We start from the raw sequence: 15,387 nt of genomic DNA on the forward strand, positions 1-15,387 counted from the left end.
TCCAGAGGGTGCCGATGCAACCTGCAACAGCCCCGGAGGCCGCGATTCAACGCAGCGAGTCGACGTGCAGCCGAAGACCGGTCGCCTCGGCCATGCGGGCGAAGTCCCGGTCGTGCGACAACACCTCTGCGTCGTGACGCAACGCCACCGCAGCGATCATGCAATCGATCAGTCCCCGCGGAGTCACGCCACACGAGCGGCAGGTGCGATAGAGCGTCAGGGCACCGTTGAAGTCGGCTGCGGGATCGAAGCGGGCGAGGCCGAACCGGCCGAGCAGTCGGCGCAGGTCTCGCTCCCGACGGGGCGACTTCGCGCCGGCGCAGACCTCCATCACCACCGGCTCGGTGACGACCAGGGGCGCTTCCTCCGCGATGAGCCCGGCCAGGCTCACATCGACCGCGCTGCCACTCGCGCGGTCGAACTCCACCCAGGCCGAGGAGTCGACGAGGATCACGCGACGTCGACGGGCGGCTGGTCGTCGGGAAGCTCCCCGACCGCACCCGCTCCGCGCATCGCGAGCGCCTCCTCCCGCGTCATCGGGTCACCGGCCAGATGCCGCAGGGCCAAGTCGACGGCCTCGGTCTTGGTGCGCACGCCGTACCTCTCCTTGATCGCGGCGACGTAGTCGTCCTCGATCTCGATGTTGGTACGCATGCGAGCCATACACCTACTTTACACCTCTGCGATCCGGTCCACCTTCGGCCAGCCGTAGGCACCCACCTCGCCGCCGTTGACGGTGAGATAGGCGAGCTTCTCCAGGCCCTTGCCCGTGATGCCCGGCCAGCCGTGCAGGATCCGCCGCCACTCTCCCGGGACCGCCGTCATCCCCCAACGCGCACCGAGCAGGGCCCCGGCGATCGCGGCGACCGTGTCGGTGTCGTGACCGATGCGGATCGCGGTCGCGAGGCCGTCCTGCAGGTGACCGCACGGGACGTCGGAGGGCACGGGCGTGTGGGTGATCGCCGACCACGCCGCCTGCAACGCACCGACGGCCCACCCGTTCTGCACGAAGTACGACGGCTCGCGACGCTCCGCCTCGGCGAGCAGGTCGCGCCACCTCTCGGGCGAGGGCACCCAGGGGGCGATGTCGTCCCACGTGGGGAGATCGCCGGTGAGGACCGCGTGGCGGATCATCAGGCACCAGACGGCGCAGGCCTCGCCGGCGATGTCCTGGTGGTGAGTGAGGGCGCTGACCGCCATCGCGGCCTCCACCAGCGCCGCGGGGTCGTCGAGGTGGGCGAGCGCGACCGGGCCGGTGCGCATCAGTGAGCCGTTGCCGGCACTGCGGCCGCCGTTGTGGTCGTGGACGACCTTCGCCGCCTCCGCCATCCCGGCGCCGGTCGGGCTGGCGCCCGCCCGGGCCAGCACCGAGCTGGTCTGCACGCCGACGTCGGCCGGGCCACCGGCGTACCAGTCGGCGAACCCGGCGGCGATCCGGTCCAGGGCCTCGGGGCTGCGGAGGTCCAGTCCGTCGGCGGCGACGACGGCGATCGCCGCTGCCTGCGCCGTGTCGTCGGTCCACTCCCCCGGCGCGAAGTCGCCGAGGCCGCCGCCGATCATGGCGGGGACGACGTCGGCGAGGTCGGTGCGGAACTCGTAGCCCGCACCGAGGGCGTCACCTGCGGCGCTGGCGAGGAGAACGCCGCAGGCGCGGTCGGTCTGTGCGGTGCTCAGGTCCATCATCCACCTCTTTAGCATGTCGTTGTCGCTATACATTAACACGTCGGTCGCGCTAATCTCGGCGAGTGGCCCGACCTCGTGAGCTGGAGTCCTTTCCCCGCCCCGGCGTGACCGTCGACCTCGCGATCCTCACCGTCTCAGGACCGTCCGACACAAACCCCGGACTGCGTCTTCTCGTGCAGGACCGGCACGACCCCGACGGGCGGGGACTGCCGGGCGGCTTCGTGCGCGAGCACTGGACGATCGCGCGGACCACCGCGGACGTCGTGGAGCGGAAGGTCGGCGTCACTCCCCCGCCCGGGGTCGAGCCGAGACTCCTGCGGGTCTTCGACGACCCAGCGCGCGACGACCGGACGTGGGCGATCTCAATCGCGCACTCGCTCTCGCTCCGCGAGGCCGACCTCGCGGGCGCCACCGGCGACCTGGTCGCCGTGACCGACGGTGGGCGCCTCGCCGACGAGCGCCCCCTGCTCTTCGATCACGACGAGATCGTGTCGACCGCCGTGGAGCAGCTGCGCGAGCGCTACGAGTTCCGCTACCGCTACGTCGACGTCCTCCCCGACCCCGACGGCTTCCTGCCCGAGCCGTTCACGCTCCACCAGCTGCGCAAGGTGCACGAGGCCGTGGTCGGCGCGGAGCTCCACAAGGACAACTTCAACCGCCGGATGAAGCCCTTCCTCGAGCCGCTCGTCCGCGACGGCGAGCCGGTGCGCGCGACGAACCTCCGCGGTCGGCCGGCGACCCTCTACCGGCGCCGCAACGACTGAGCGCCGCCACGCCCACCGGGGCCGCCCTAGGCTCGGTCCATGCCGACCTACACCGAGCAGGGCAAGGAATTCAGCCGGGACATGAACTACATCCCGGATCGGATCACCCGCGAGCCGGGCCGCAGCCAGGACGGCTGGGTCTCGACAGGCTCGACCTCCGGCGGTGAGCTCGAGGCGCCCACCTGGCCGGTCGAGCCCGGCCGCTACCGCCTCGTCGCCGCGAAGGCCTGCCCGTGGGCCAACCGGGCGATCATCGTCCGCGACCTGCTCGGCCTCGAGGACGTCATCTCGATGGGCCTGGCCGGTCCCACCCACGACGTCAACAGCTGGACCTTCGACCTCGACCCGGGCGGCGTCGACCCGGTCCTCGGCTACGAGCGGCTGCAGCAGGCCTACTTCGCCCGCTACGCCGACTACCCGCGCGGCATCACCGTGCCGGCGATGGTCGACGAGCCGACCAAGGCCGTCGTCACCAACGACTTCCCCTGGATCACCCACGACTTCTTCTTCGAGTGGCGCGACCACCACCGCCCCGACGCTCCCGACCTGTGGCCCGACGACGTCCGGGAGGAGATGGAGGCGGTGATGAAGCGGATCTTCACCGAGGTCAACAACGGTGTGTACCGCTGCGGCTTCGCCGGCTCCCAGGAGGCCTACGAGGACGCCTACGACCGGCTGTGGACGGCGCTCGACTGGCTCGAGGAGCGACTCACCGACCGCCGCTACCTGATGGGCGACGCGATCACCGAGGCCGACGTACGCCTCTTCACCACCCTCGCCCGCTTCGACCCCGTCTATCACGGCCACTTCAAGTGCAACCGCAACAAGCTCACCGAGATGCCGGCGCTGTGGGGCTATGCCCGCGACCTCTTCCAGACTCCGGGCTTCGGCGAGAACACCGACTTCGACCAGATCAAGCGGCACTACTACGTCGTCCACGAGGACATCAACCCGACCGGCATCGTGCCGAAGGGGCCGGAGCTGGAGAGCTGGCACAGCCCGCACGGGCGCGAGCGCCTCTGACCGCCGAGCCTCACGCCCCGTCGTCGGTGAGGGTGGCGGACGGCAGCCAGTCGGCGCCGAGGAGCTCCGCGAGGTCGGCGAGGCCGGTGGTGTCACTGCCGACGGTGTCGGAGGCTGCCGCGATCCGCTCGACCATCACCTTGCCGACCTGCTCCTCGACGGTGCCCTCGGCATAGGCGATGTGCCACGGCGAGACCTGGTGGTCGCGGTGGGTGCGGCCCGTGACCTGGCGCCCGGCGATGCCGGAGAAGCGGGCCTGGTGGAAGACGCCGACCCGCGGCTCGGTGCTCGCCTGCCGGCCGTCGGCGAGAGTCTCGCCGGCGTGCAGGCTGATCGAGGCGACCGTGGTGAAGACGCAGACCTTCGCCTGCCCGGTCTGGAAGCGCAGCCGCTCGGCCTCGGCGTCGAAGCGGTCGCGCCCATAGATGGTGGCGACCTCGATGCCGGAGTCGCGCAGCCGGTCGGCGATCGGGTCCGCCGCGGTCCCGACGAACTCCACCGAGCAGGCCACCTGCCGCTCCGCCTGGACCTGCTGGGCGATCCAGTCGACGGTGGAGTCGACGCGGATCAGCCCGGCCTTCTGCCGGAAGCGCAGCAGCGCGGCTCTGCCCTTGGCGACATTGCGACCGCGACGGGCGATGTCCATCTCGCGGCAGAACTCGCCCCATTCGGCCTCGTACGCCGCCCGCTCGGCCGGCGTGAGCGCCACGGGCATCCCGGAGATCGGCACCGGACCCCAGGGCGCGGCGCGGTGCAGCATCGCCGCAGGGCGCTCGTCGGCCAGCCAGCCGCGCACGAGCTTGAGGTCGGCGGCGCGGCGCGCAGCGTCGGTGGTCCAGGTGGCGCCGTACCTGCCCTGCTCGACCGCGACGCCGTGACGCTCGAGCGCGCCGGCGAACGCCGCGCCGGGCTGGGTGGCCGAGGCCCACTCCTTCATCGGCTCGCCGAGCGCCTGCGCGTAGGCCGGCGCGAGATAGGGCAGCTCGAGCGGAGTGTGGCCCGGCGTGGCCGTCGTCGCGATGACGAACGGCGCCTTGTCGTGGGGCTTGCCGTGCCCGGAGATGCGGGCCCAGAGCTTCCACCGCTTCGTCGTCGTACGACGCAGTGCGTGCGCCTCGTCGGCGATGATCACGTCCCAGCTGTGCCCGGTGACCTTGTCCAGCCGGTCCCAGGTGATGACGACCCACTCGAGACCACCGTCGCCGAGCGCGGTGATCGTGCGGCACCAGTGGCCGATCGTGATCGCGGCGGGCCGATCGGCGACGACGAGCACCCGTCGCGCGCCGCGCAGGTCGCCCACCGCGATCGCCCCGAGCACCGCCGAGATCGTCTTGCCGACCCCCGGCTCGTCAGCCAGCAGGAACAACCGACCGCCGGCCTCGGCGTGAGCCGCGATGGCGTCAGCCGCCTCGAACTGGAGCCGCCGGGGCTCGAGACCCTCGGTCGCCGCGGGGCGGGACGCCGGGCTGTCGGGGTTGAGCTCGTTCTCGATGAACCGGCCGAGCGTGTGCGGCGCCGGCGCATAGGGCGCCAGATGGTCCGGAAGCGCGCGGCCGACGTGGAGATGGGTCTTGACAGCCGGATGCCAGGTCGCGCCGTCGACCTGGGTCCCATAGGGGACATCGAGCACCCACAGCCGCTCCCCCGGGCCGACGAACGGCAGCGGCCGCGGCGCCGAGCGGGTGCCGCTCCGACGCGCCGGGCTCCGCCGGCGAGCGCTGGTACGACGACTGCTGGCCACCTGCCGACGCTATCGAGCCGAGGGCGGTCGGCGGTGGCGGCCCGCCGGAGCCGTCGCCGGTCAGACCGCAGCGTCGCTGGCGATCTCCCGCGGCGCGGGCATCGCTTTGCCCGCGTCAGGCGTACGTCGTGCGTCACTCCGACCGAGGTCACTGACCTTGCGCAGCCATGACTCGCGGCGCTCGGGCGTGCTGCCGTGCACGACGCCGATCCGGGTGGCCCGCACTGGCTTCAGGCCGCAGAACCGCAGTGTGCTGCGGGTCAGCTGGCGCACGGCGGAGTCGCCCATCAGCCCGCGCAGCCACCAGCCCGGCGAGTCGGTGGTGACGATGACGCGTGCGGAGCGGCCGGCGAGCAGGCCCTGCGGGAGGCCGTTGGACCGGTAGCGGTAGGCCCAGCCGCGCTCCAGGGTGCGGTCCAGGAACCCCTTCAGCAGAGCCGGGACGGAGCCCCACCACACCGGGGCGACGACGACGACGTGGTCGGCAGCGATCAGCGCCCCCTGCGCCCGGACCAGGTCGGGCTCGAGCGGCTGGTCGGCGCGCAGGCCGCGGCGCAGGTGGACGTCGAACGCGAGGTCGCGCAGCACGATGACCTCGACCTCGGCGCCTGCTTCGCGAGCGCCGGCGGCGTAGCGGTCGACGAGTGCGGCGCACAACGAGGTGGCGTCGGGATGGGCGTCGATCACGAGGGTGCGGGCCATGGTCGGCTCTCCTTCTTGACAGCGTAAAGATCACTGGCGCCCAGCCTGCGCTACCATCTTTCGCGTGTCAAGATCTGCCTCCGGCTACCACCACGGCGACCTGCGTCGAGCGCTCGTCGCCGCAGGAGTCACACTGCTCGACGAGCAGCCGCCCGGGCGGATCAGCCTGCGCGAGGTCGCCCGTGAGGCGGGCGTGAGCCACGCCGCGCCGTACCACCACTTCGGCGACCGCGGCGACCTGCTCAAGGCCGTCGGGGACGAGTGCATGCGGGACTTCCTGGACCGTCAGGAATCGGCTGTCGCCGCCGAGAACGACCCCGCCGCCCGCCTGGTCGCACTAGGTGAGGCCTACGTCGCCTATGCGGCCGACCGTCCGCATGCCTTCGCTCTGATCTTCGATCCCGAGCTCTGCCCGCCGGGCGACGCGAGCCCCGAGCGCGCGCCCCTGATCGCCCGCAACGAGGAGCTACTGGCCGAGTGCGTGGTCGCGTGGCTGGAGGGACGCGGCGAGGCGCTGACGGACGCGGCCTCGCTCGCGGCGGCGCTGTGGGGCACCGTGCACGGGCTGGCCGGCCTGGTCAGCGAGGGACACCTGGCCCGCGATCAGGTGATGCCCGCCCTGCAGGCCCTGGTCGGCGACCGGGGTCGGTGAGCCACCCCGACGCGAAGCAGGCCAGCCCGAGCAGCACGGCCCGTCGCGACACCCGCCACTCCCTCCGGCCAGACAGCCACGCCGATCCCCCGCTGCCGGTCACACGCCTGGCTACGTGCGAAGCATTCGAATGCCCAAGGCGATCGCCAACAGAAAGCCACCCGCGACGAGCGTCCCGAGCGAGAGCCAGGTCGGGATCGAATCGACGGGTCCCCAGGCCATGAGAGCGCCGAGGACCATGAGAACCACGCCGCCCCTCAACGCGCCGATCGGTGCGAACTTGGCCTCAGGTGACGCGGTCATGACCAGACCGTAGCCGACCTGTGCCAGACGACTGCTCTCCCTGCCGCGCCGGCCGGGCGGACGATCTCGACGCGGTGCTCATGCTGGTCGCCCTCCCCACGCGAGCGGTCTCGCTTGGGGATCGCGTTCGTCCGGCCGAAAGAACTCGCGCAGAGCGGCAAGGTCGGGCGCACTGTCCCGATCGTCCAGAGATCTAGGCACCGACTGTCCCATCCGTCCACCCATGGCGGAGTAGCGCGCCTCGCGTCGCGGTGGTCCGGCGCTACGGACGATGTCCCAGGTGCCGGACCTCCAATGTGCTTGCTAGCGACTCCGACGGATTGGGTCTGTTCTCACCACAACTCCAGTCTTAGGCTTCAAGTGGTAGCGCTGCACGGACTTCCTCGGCGCTGCTGGCTCGGAGAAGAATCCTGATCTCTAGGAGTTGCGCCTCAGCCTCGCGTCGTCGTCGAGCGTCGCGAACTCCCACTCCGTCGTCTGTCTGGTCGCGACGGCGAACGACGACTGTGAACTTGGGATCCTTGCTTGGCAACCAGAGCGCCATGCAGATGAACGCCAACAGACCTTCGGCCAGCGCGTCACGCCACGACCGAATCTGCACCAGCGACGCTTCATAGACGCTATCGGCGGGCTCACCCATGAGGACATGATGTCTGATCAGGGCTGCACACATACGCGCGACGGGGTGAGCCCCGGACCGCTCGCACACGGCATGAGCGGGCACGTTCACTACTGTCCACAGCGGGTCTGGGAGGCCGCTGGTGTGCGGGGTTTGTGTCGGAGCCTTGTCCGATGCTGTGGTCATGTCCTCTCTCCTCGACCTGACTCCGGCGGCGGTCCTCGCCGCGGAGGAGGACGGGGTCCTGGCCCGACGTCGTGTGGATGTAGAGGGCATGGAGCGGTTGCTGGCCTGGTGCGACCTCCACTCGAGCGACCCGCAAGAGACGCCGGGGGCGGTGCCGACGAAGCACGGCAAGGGGTGTGGCTACGCCGCCGCCGTCCCGGCCAAGCCCTCGGCGCCGTCGACGGCGCCACCCGCGGTGCCGATGTCCAGGGCGTGGGGACGCGCCTGTCGACCGCTGCGTCGGAGCTGTTCCACGAGACCACCACCGCCATCGCCACCAGACTGGCCGAGGAGCACGTCCCGGCTCACGAGGGCGATGTGCCGACCATGGACCAGTTCCGCGCCCGCGCGGTCGAGCTCATGGCAGACCCCCCACGCCGCAGCCCGCTTCCTCGACGGCCCCACCACCGACTCCGAACCCGACCCCCAGCCCGAACCCGAAGCAAGTCCGCCGAAGTGGCGGCGCAAGCGCGCCGAGATCGTGGTCCACATCGCCGCCGAGGTCCTCGCCGGGCAGTGTGACGGCGTTACCAGGGTCGGGGCCATAGGCCCACAGCTCCTCGAACAGGTCACCGACCTCCTCCGCGGACGTGAGGTCACGGTGCAGCCGGTGATCGACCTCAACGTGGGGCGTGCGGTCAACGGCTACGAACACCCCACCACGGTCAAGAAGCGCACAGAGCTACGGACCACCCGTGACGTGTCCCCCCACTCCACCCGCCACGGCGGCCTCAGCCGTCTGGATCACGACCATCCCGTCCCCTACGTCCCGCCCGACGAGGGCGGGCCGCCCGGACAGACCGGGGACCACAACGACGCACCGGTCGGCCGGACCGACCACCGGGCCAAGACCCACCTCGGTTACCAGGTCAAACAGCTCGGCCTGGGCGCCTACCGGTGGGAAACACCCCACGGACTGGCCCGGATCGTCACCGGACAGGGCACCCGCCGCATCCAACTCCTCAAGACCACCGACGGCACCACCATCGGCGAGCTCTACGACACCCCCTACAACCTCCAGATCGACTTCAACTGACCGACGCCGGTGCCGTCGGAGCGATCCGCGGCAGCGTGACCACCTGTCCGGCGAAGCTGAGACCCGCGCCGAAGGCGATCAGCAGGGCCGTGTCGCCGGGCGCGGCCTCGCCGTCGCGCAGCATCCGCTCCATGGCCAGCGGCACGGACGCAGCGGAGGTGTTGCCGGAGTCGACGATGTCGCGGGCGATCGCGATGCCCTCAGGGAGCTTCAGGTTGCGCGCGAGAGTTTCGGTGATCCGCAGGTTCGCCTGGTGCGGGATGAAGGCGTCGAGATCCTCGAGCGTCAGTCCGGCCGCATCCACCGCAGCCCGGGCGACATCGGCCATCGCGAACGGCGCCCACCGGAAGACCGCAGTCCCCTCCATCTGCACGACCGGCGAGGCGCCGGAGCCGAGGTCGCGGCAGCTGTGCGACTGGGTGATGACGTGCGACTTCGAGCCCTCCGACCCCCACGCCACCGGGCCGATGCCGGCGGTGTCGGCCGCGCCGACGATCACCGCGCCGGCGCCGTCGGCGAAGATCATCGCGGTCGACCGGTCGGCGGGATCCATGAAGCGGCTGAGCTGCTCCACGCCGATGACCAGGACGTGCTCGGCGTTGCCGCCGCGGACCAGGTCGGAGGCCACCGACAGGGCATGACAGAAGCCGGCACAGCCGGCGCCCACGTCGAAGGCCGCCGCCTTCGAGCCCAGCCGCTCCGCCACCAGCGGGGCGGCGTGCGGCGTGTGCTGGGCGTGGGTCGAGGTGGCCAGGATGATCGTCCCCAGCGCCTCCGCGGTGACTCCGGCAGCCTCGAGCGCCTTCGACGCCGCCGACGCGGCCATGTCGACCAGCGACTCGTCGTCACCCGCGAAGCGCCGTGCCTTGATGCCGGTGCGGGACTGGCTCCACTCGTCGTCCGAGTCGAGCACCTCGCAGACCTCGTCGTTGGTGACCGACCGGGCCGGGCGGTGCACCCCGAGTCCGAGGATCGCCGTCGCTGCCGGGCCAGTGCGCTGGGTGATCGTCGCCATGATCGAAGACTACGACGGTCACAACCAGACGGGGTCGACCTCGTTGAAGAGCTGATCGCCACCCGCGAGCAGGTCCAGCATCGGGCCGACCTTCGGCAGCTCATGGGTCAGGAAATAGCGCCCGGCCGCGCGCTTGCCGTCGAAGAAGTCCCCCGCCCGGCCATGCGCAGCGACCAGCAGGTCGAGCCAGGTCCACGCCAGGACAAGGTGGCCGGCGGCTTCCAGCCCCGACGTCGCGTTGACGAGCGCCCGCCGCGGCTCCCCCGACTCCCACGCCCTCGCCACCGCCGTCGCGAACGACGCAGAGACGTCGCCGACCTGGTCGGCGTACGACGCCAGGGTCGGGTCGCCGGTCGCGCGGGCCCGTTCGCAGGTCTCCGCGATCACCGCGCCCAGCAGGTCGAGCCCGGACCCGCGGGCCTGCACCAGCTTGCGGCCCAGCAGGTCCTGCGCCTGGATGCCGTGGGTGCCCTCGTGGATCGGGTTGAGCCGGTTGTCGCGATAGAGCTGCTCCACGCCGTACTCGCGCGTGTAGCCGTAGCCGCCGTGCACCTGGATCGCGAGGTCGTTGGCCGCCAGGCACCACTGCGAGGGCCAGCTCTTCACGATCGGCGTGAGGACGTCGAGCAGTGCCCCGGCCCGCTCGCGGTGGGCCGTGTCCGGGTGGGTGCGCTTGTCGTCGACGAGCAACGCGGCGCGCAGCACGAGGGCGAGCCCGCCCTCGACGTACGACTTCTGCGCGAGGAGCATCCGCCGCACGTCGGCATGCTCGACGATCGCAACCGGCGCGGAGGCGGGGTCCCTGGCGTCCAGCGGCCGACCCTGGACACGTCCGCGCGCATAGTCGAGCGAGCGCAGGTAGCCGGTGTAGCCGAGCGCCACCGCGCCCGCGCCGACGCCGATGCGCGCCTCGTTCATCATGTGGAACATCACGGCCAGCCCGCTGCCCTCCTCGCCGACCAGCTCGCCGACCGCGCCCGGCGCGCCGCCGGGTCGGTGGGTGCCCTCGCCGAAGTTGAGGACCGTGTTGACGGTGCCGCGGAAGCCCATCTTGTGGTTGAGGCCGGCCAGCACGACATCGTTGCGCTCACCCACCGAGCCGTCCTCCCCGACGACGAACTTGGGGGTCGCGAACAGCGAGAGGCCCTTGACTCCGGGCGGCGCTCCCTCGACGCGGGCGAGGACCAGGTGGACGATGTTGTCGCCGAGGTCGTGCTCGCCACCGGAGATCCACATCTTGTTGCCGAACAGCCGATAGGTGCCGTCGCCCTGCGGCACCGCGCGGGTCGCGACGTCGGCCAGCGACGAGCCCGCCTGCGGCTCGGAGAGGCACATCGTGCCGAACCAGCGACCGTCGAGGATCGGCACGGCGAAGCGGGTGACCTGCTCCGGCGTGCCGTGGGCGAGCATCAGGTTGGCGTTGGCCATCGCGAGCAGCGAGTAGCCCGAGGTGGACACGTTGGCCGCCTGGAACCAGGCGAAGCACGCCTGCTGCACGACCGCCGGGAGCTGCACCCCGCCATGCTCCTCGGCCATACCGGCCGACAGCAGACCCGCGTCGGCGAACGCCCGCAACGCCACCCCGATCTCCGGGATGAGGGTGACCCGCTCGCCGTCGAACTGCGGCTCGTTGGCGTCGCCGACCGCGTTGTGCGGCGCGAAGTGGCTCGCTGCGAGCTCGGCGGAGACGTCGAGGAAGGCGTCGAAGGTCTCCCGCCCGTGCTCGGAGTACGGCGGACGGGCGGCCAGCCCGGCGACGTCGAGCCAGTCGAAGAGCAGGAAGTCGAGGTCACGACGGCTGAGCAGCAGGTCCGGGTCCACGCTGGAAGTCTGGCAGCGAAGCCCAGAAACCAATACCGTGGTCGCCTATCTGTCCACGCACGTGTGCACATCGGAGTCCGACATGGCCAGCACCTCCCCCGTCCGCCACTGCGTCGTCGTCGGTGGCGGCCTGTCCGGACTGGCCTCCGCCGTCTGGCTGACCGAGGCCGGCTGGCGAGTCACGCTCCTGGAGCGCCGGGGCGCCCTCGGCGGCCGCACTGTCGCGATGCCGCAGCCCGAGGTCGACGACGTGCCGGACAACGGTCAGCACGTGTTCGCCAGCGGCTACGAGAACCTCTTCCGCTACCTCGAGAGCGTCGGCACCCGCCAACACGTGGCCTTCCCCGGCCAGATGACGACGCGGATGCCCGGAGGAGCGGCGTTCGTGTCGAAGTTCTGGGGCCGCCAGGGCCTCGGCGCCGCCCTCGGTCGACTTCCCGGCGTCACCGGCCGCGACCGGCTCCGCACCTGGTGGGCGCAGAACCGGCTCGTGCTGGACGTCGCGTTGCGCCGCGACCGCCTCGACGACATCACCGCCGACGAGTGGTTCCGCCGCATCGGCATGCCCGACTCCGCCCGGCTGGCCCTGTGGGACGGCATCGTCATCGGCCTCACCGGCGACAAGACCACCATCTCCTCCGCCCGGGTGCCCGCGGAGCTGCTCGCGACAGGCGTCCGCCAGGCCCTGCGGATGCGCACGCCAATCTCGATCGGCTATCCCACCGTCGACCTCGACACCCTCTTCGTCCGCGGCGCCGAGAAGGTCTTCGCCGACCACGGCGTCGACGTGCGCACCCGAGCCGTCGCCGAGCGCGTGCTCGTCGAGGACGGGCGCGCCACCGGAGTGCGTCTGGGGGACGGCGAGATCGTGGCCGCCGACGCCGTCGTGTGCGCCGTGCCGATCTGGACCCTCGGCGGACTGCTCGACGACCTGCCGGAGCGCACCGCCATCGAGGCTGCCCGCGATGCCCTGACCCCCGTCCCCATCGTCAGCGTCAACCTCTACCTCGACCGTCCGCTGGAGATGTCGGACTGGGGCGAGATCCTTCACGGCGGCGAGGGCGTCCTGGAGCAGGTGTGGGACCGCCAGCGGATGCACGGCCGGTCCACCGAGCGCGGGTGGCTCTACAGCACGACCGTGTCGGCGTCGTACGAGCTGATCGAGAAGTCGGGTGCCGACATCGTCGCGACCCAGATGGCGTTCCTCGCCCGCTACTACCCCTCCGCCCGCGACGCCGAGGTCCTGCACCATCACGTCGTCAAGATGCCGCGCTCGACCTTCGCCCAGCGGCCCGGCACCGCGGGCGTGCGTCCGCCGCAGCGGACGTCGGTGCGCGGCCTGGCCCTCGCGGGCGACTGGACCGAGACCGACTGGACCACCACGATGGAGGGCGCCTGCCAGAGCGCCGCCCGCGCGGTCGAGGTCGTCACCGCGTCGCGCTGAGGTCCGGCATCCCGTCGAGGGGTACGCCGACCACGACCTGCGTGACCACGCCGACGTGCCGCGCGCCGGCGCCGAGGATCACCGAGCCGTGGTCGGTCCGGAGCACCCCGCGCCCGAACTGCACGTCGAGGACACCGATGCGCAGACGAGCGCCCTCGCGCACCAGCGCCACGTCCCCGCGCACCGCGCGGCGCCCCTCCTCGACCACCAGCTCCGTGCCGGCCGGCCAGCCGCGCGAGGCCAGGGCATCGTTGCTCAACCGATAGCGCGGACGCTCCGGCTCGACCCGACCGCGCGCCGGCCGGTCCCGGGCGTCGGCGGCAGGCAGGTCACCGAGGGGCAGCTGCTCCTGCACCGAGGCGCCAGTGCTGGCCGAACGCATGTTCGAAGGCTAGCAGCCCTAGGCTCGGTGCGTGGAGCCCCTCGGCCAGTACCCCGACCCGACGCACGTGGTGGCGCACCTCAGCGACCCGCACCTCCTCGCCGACCGCCTGCAGTACGGCGCCGTCGACACTGCTGCACACCTCGAGCGTGCCCTCGAGCGACTGGCCCGGCTGCCCGTGCCGCCGCAGGCGCTGGTGTTCACCGGCGACCTGGCCGACGAGGGCGAGCCGGAGGCCTACCGACGGTTGCGCGAGATCGTCGAGCCGGTCGCCGCCGACCTGGGCGCCGAGGTTGTGTGGGTCATGGGCAACCACGACGACCGCGCGGCCTACGCACGCGAGCTGCACGGCGCATCCGATGCCGGCGAGGCCCGCCCTCAGGACCGGGTCCATGACGTCGCCGGCCTGCGGATCGTCTCCCTCGACACCAGCGTCCCCGGCTGGCACCACGGCGAGGTCGGCGACGACCAGCTCGCCTGGTTGACCGACGTCCTCGCCGATCCCGCTCCGCACGGCACCCTGCTCGCGCTGCACCACCCGCCGATCCCCGTGCCGATGCTGCGCCTGGCCGAGCTGATCGAGCTGCACGACCAGCACCGGCTGGCCGAGGTCGTCGCGGGGAGCGACGTCCGGGCGATCCTGGGCGGGCACTTCCACTTCACGTCGTGGTCCACCTTCGCCGGAGTGCCGGTGTCGGTGACCTCCGCGACCTGCTACACCTCCGAGCTGTCTCCGGTCGATCGGATGGTCGCCGGCGTCGACAGCCACCAGTCGTTCACGATGCTCCACCTCTACGAGGACCGAGTCGTCCACTCCGTGGTCCCGGCCACCGACGGGATCGAGGTGAGTGCCCGCGGCACCGAGCTGCTCGAGGCCTTCCTGGCTCTGACGCCCGAGGAGCGCTTCGACCTGGTCTCCCGCAAGGACTCACCCCTCAACCTCCCGCCGATCGACTGATGCACGCGATCCCCCCGCGGGAGCGCAAGCTCCTGCTCACCGTCGACGCGCCGTCGTTGCTGCACCGCAACCACCACGCCCGCGCCCACACCCGCCACCTGGACCGCTCGGGCCGGCCGGCCTGGGCGCTGCACGGGATGCTGCGCCAGATCCTCGAGGCCATCGACACCTTCGCCCCCGACGCCGTGCTGTTCGGTCTCGACGACCGCACCGCCAGCCTCCGCCGCGACGCCTACCCCGACTACAAGGCCGGGCGCGCCGAGAAGGACCCCGATCTCGTCGACCAGCTCGACCGCGCCGGAGCCCTCCTCGACGCCCTCGGCCTGGCGACCCTTACCCCACCCGGGCTGGAGGCCGACGACGTCAACGCCTCCGCCGCCACCTGGGCGCGCAGCAACGGCTGGGACTGCATCCTGATCACCAGCGACCGCGACGCCTTCGCCCTCATCGACGAGCACACCCGCGTCCTGCGGCTCATCGACGGCGGCATCGCCGGATCACCCCTGCTGACCCCGTCGCGCCTGCAGTCGATGTACGGCGTGCCCGCCGACCGCTACCTGGAGTTCGCGGCCATCCGCGGCGACACCAGCGACAACCTCCCCGGCATCCCCGGCATCGGCGAGAAGACCGCCGCCCTCCTCCTCGCCCAGCTCGGCTCGATGGCGGCGATCTGGGCCGACCTCGACCACGACGGCGGTCGGTCGGTCGCCGCGGCGATCGACGCACTGGCCGCGGAGAGCGGCGGGCGTCGTACGGGAGCGAGCGTGGTGAAGCGACTCAGCGCCCCGGAGGCGCGCGAGCGCTTCGAGTTCAACCTGCGCCTGATGGCCGTGCGGGCCGACCTCGACCTCGGCTTCACCCCGGACATCACCGGATCCCCCGGGCTGCTGCCGCTCGACGCCGAGCGGGTCCAGCGGGTCGTCGCCCACCTCCAACAGCAGTCGACCACCGACCTCGCGGTGCGAGTGCTGACCGGAGAGCCGGCGTCCTACGGGCGGGGCTGACCCACCGGGTCCGCC

17 protein-coding genes are annotated in these 15,387 nt (G+C 71.7%); 7 read left to right on the plus strand and 10 right to left on the minus strand.

The features are described 5' to 3' along the window. Window positions 1–46: 46 nt before the first annotated feature. From vapC to E9934_RS06860, 3 genes are read right to left on the minus strand one after another with little or no spacing between them, the layout of a single operon-like run. Window positions 47–454: a type II toxin-antitoxin system VapC family toxin gene (vapC, locus tag E9934_RS06850; RefSeq protein ID WP_136562142.1), complete on the minus strand. Its 408-nt coding sequence runs from the start codon at window positions 452–454 to the stop codon at window positions 47–49. After that, window positions 451–663, minus strand: coding sequence for a type II toxin-antitoxin system VapB family antitoxin (locus E9934_RS06855; RefSeq protein ID WP_136562143.1), 213 nt, complete (start codon window positions 661–663; stop codon window positions 451–453). Before E9934_RS06855 ends, vapC begins: the two co-directional genes overlap by 4 nt. Window positions 664–672: 9 nt before the next feature. Then, a complete protein-coding gene (locus E9934_RS06860; protein ID WP_158294951.1) occupies window positions 673–1,698 on the minus strand; it encodes an ADP-ribosylglycohydrolase family protein in 1,026 nt (341 codons plus the stop codon). 47 nt (window positions 1,699–1,745) lie between these two features. Here E9934_RS06860 and E9934_RS06865 point away from each other — a divergent pair, with 47 nt between their 5' ends. Both E9934_RS06865 and E9934_RS06870 read left to right on the plus strand, forming a co-directional pair. Beyond that, a complete protein-coding gene (locus E9934_RS06865) occupies window positions 1,746–2,447 on the plus strand; it encodes an NUDIX hydrolase (protein ID WP_136562145.1) in 702 nt (233 codons plus the stop codon). Between the two features lie 39 nt (window positions 2,448–2,486). Next, complete coding sequence (locus E9934_RS06870) at window positions 2,487–3,470, plus strand: glutathione S-transferase family protein (RefSeq protein WP_136562146.1); 984 nt, start codon at window positions 2,487–2,489, stop codon at window positions 3,468–3,470. Window positions 3,471–3,480: 10 nt separating this feature from the next. Here the strand turns inward: E9934_RS06870 and E9934_RS06875 are convergent, their stop codons facing one another. Beyond that, complete coding sequence (locus E9934_RS06875) at window positions 3,481–5,211, minus strand: DEAD/DEAH box helicase (protein ID WP_136562147.1); 1,731 nt, start codon at window positions 5,209–5,211, stop codon at window positions 3,481–3,483. Between the two features lie 60 nt (window positions 5,212–5,271). After that, window positions 5,272–5,913, minus strand: coding sequence for an NAD(P)H-dependent oxidoreductase (locus E9934_RS06880; protein ID WP_136562148.1), 642 nt, complete (start codon window positions 5,911–5,913; stop codon window positions 5,272–5,274). A gap of 64 nt (window positions 5,914–5,977) precedes the next feature. On the opposite strand from E9934_RS06880, the gene E9934_RS06885 reads away from it, so the two are divergent. Then, window positions 5,978–6,565, plus strand: a complete 588-nt coding sequence (locus tag E9934_RS06885; RefSeq protein ID WP_136562149.1) for a TetR/AcrR family transcriptional regulator — start codon at window positions 5,978–5,980, stop codon at window positions 6,563–6,565. A gap of 111 nt (window positions 6,566–6,676) precedes the next feature. On the opposite strand, the gene E9934_RS06890 is transcribed toward E9934_RS06885, so the two are convergent. Both E9934_RS06890 and E9934_RS06895 read right to left on the minus strand, forming a co-directional pair. Continuing rightward, window positions 6,677–6,868 carry a hypothetical protein gene (locus E9934_RS06890; protein ID WP_136562150.1) on the minus strand — a complete coding sequence of 64 codons (192 nt, stop codon included), beginning with the start codon at window positions 6,866–6,868 and terminating at the stop codon, window positions 6,677–6,679. A 349-nt stretch (window positions 6,869–7,217) separates the two neighbouring features. Further along, the gene (locus E9934_RS06895; RefSeq protein WP_136562151.1) at window positions 7,218–7,508 is read right to left on the minus strand and encodes a hypothetical protein; all 291 of its coding nucleotides are present in this window, start codon (window positions 7,506–7,508) and stop codon (window positions 7,218–7,220) included. A gap of 814 nt (window positions 7,509–8,322) precedes the next feature. Here E9934_RS06895 and E9934_RS06900 point away from each other — a divergent pair. Next, on the plus strand, window positions 8,323–8,748 hold the full coding sequence (locus tag E9934_RS06900) for a hypothetical protein (RefSeq protein WP_136562152.1): 426 nt from the start codon (window positions 8,323–8,325) through the stop codon (window positions 8,746–8,748). Here the strand turns inward: E9934_RS06900 and E9934_RS06905 are convergent. Further along, window positions 8,741–9,763 carry a beta-ketoacyl-ACP synthase III gene (locus tag E9934_RS06905; RefSeq protein ID WP_136562153.1) on the minus strand — a complete coding sequence of 341 codons (1,023 nt, stop codon included), beginning with the start codon at window positions 9,761–9,763 and terminating at the stop codon, window positions 8,741–8,743. The two genes, E9934_RS06900 and E9934_RS06905, sit on opposite strands and share 8 nt — an antisense overlap. 18 nt (window positions 9,764–9,781) lie before the next feature. Then, window positions 9,782–11,584 (minus strand): acyl-CoA dehydrogenase, encoded by a 1,803-nt coding sequence (locus E9934_RS06910; RefSeq protein WP_136562154.1) that lies wholly within the window; start codon window positions 11,582–11,584, stop codon window positions 9,782–9,784. Window positions 11,585–11,666: 82 nt separating this feature from the next. On the opposite strand from E9934_RS06910, the gene E9934_RS06915 reads away from it, so the two are divergent. Further along, complete coding sequence (locus E9934_RS06915) at window positions 11,667–13,028, plus strand: hydroxysqualene dehydroxylase (RefSeq protein ID WP_136562155.1); 1,362 nt, start codon at window positions 11,667–11,669, stop codon at window positions 13,026–13,028. Here E9934_RS06915 and E9934_RS06920 read toward each other — a convergent pair. Further along, complete coding sequence (locus tag E9934_RS06920; RefSeq protein ID WP_136562156.1) at window positions 13,012–13,410, minus strand: hypothetical protein; 399 nt, start codon at window positions 13,408–13,410, stop codon at window positions 13,012–13,014. The genes E9934_RS06915 and E9934_RS06920 overlap by 17 nt on opposite strands. Window positions 13,411–13,441: 31 nt before the next feature. Here E9934_RS06920 and E9934_RS06925 point away from each other — a divergent pair, with 31 nt between their 5' ends. Continuing rightward, window positions 13,442–14,368, plus strand: a complete 927-nt coding sequence (locus E9934_RS06925) for a metallophosphoesterase (protein ID WP_136562157.1) — start codon at window positions 13,442–13,444, stop codon at window positions 14,366–14,368. Continuing rightward, window positions 14,368–15,372 carry a 5'-3' exonuclease gene (locus E9934_RS06930; protein WP_136562158.1) on the plus strand — a complete coding sequence of 335 codons (1,005 nt, stop codon included), beginning with the start codon at window positions 14,368–14,370 and terminating at the stop codon, window positions 15,370–15,372. Before E9934_RS06925 ends, E9934_RS06930 begins: the two co-directional genes overlap by 1 nt. Window positions 15,373–15,387 lie beyond the last annotated feature (15 nt).

Origin of the sequence: Nocardioides caeni (assembly GCF_004912195.1) — a bacterium.
Lineage (GTDB): Bacteria > Actinomycetota > Actinomycetes > Propionibacteriales > Nocardioidaceae > Nocardioides > Nocardioides caeni.

Coding starts and splice junctions, on each gene's coding strand:
- E9934_RS06890 (WP_136562150.1), bottom strand. CDS start 6,868: ATGACCGCGTCACCTGAGGCCAAGTTCGCACCGATCGGCGCGTTGAGG.
- E9934_RS06855 (WP_136562143.1), bottom strand. CDS start 663: ATGGCTCGCATGCGTACCAACATCGAGATCGAGGACGACTACGTCGCC.
- E9934_RS06895 (WP_136562151.1), bottom strand. CDS start 7,508: ATGGGTGAGCCCGCCGATAGCGTCTATGAAGCGTCGCTGGTGCAGATT.
- E9934_RS06920 (WP_136562156.1), bottom strand. CDS start 13,410: ATGCGTTCGGCCAGCACTGGCGCCTCGGTGCAGGAGCAGCTGCCCCTC.
- E9934_RS06930 (WP_136562158.1), top strand. CDS start 14,368: ATGCACGCGATCCCCCCGCGGGAGCGCAAGCTCCTGCTCACCGTCGAC.
- E9934_RS06905 (WP_136562153.1), bottom strand. CDS start 9,763: ATGGCGACGATCACCCAGCGCACTGGCCCGGCAGCGACGGCGATCCTC.
- E9934_RS06870 (WP_136562146.1), top strand. CDS start 2,487: ATGCCGACCTACACCGAGCAGGGCAAGGAATTCAGCCGGGACATGAAC.
- E9934_RS06880 (WP_136562148.1), bottom strand. CDS start 5,913: ATGGCCCGCACCCTCGTGATCGACGCCCATCCCGACGCCACCTCGTTG.
- E9934_RS06915 (WP_136562155.1), top strand. CDS start 11,667: ATGGCCAGCACCTCCCCCGTCCGCCACTGCGTCGTCGTCGGTGGCGGC.
- E9934_RS06860 (WP_158294951.1), bottom strand. CDS start 1,698: ATGCTAAAGAGGTGGATGATGGACCTGAGCACCGCACAGACCGACCGC.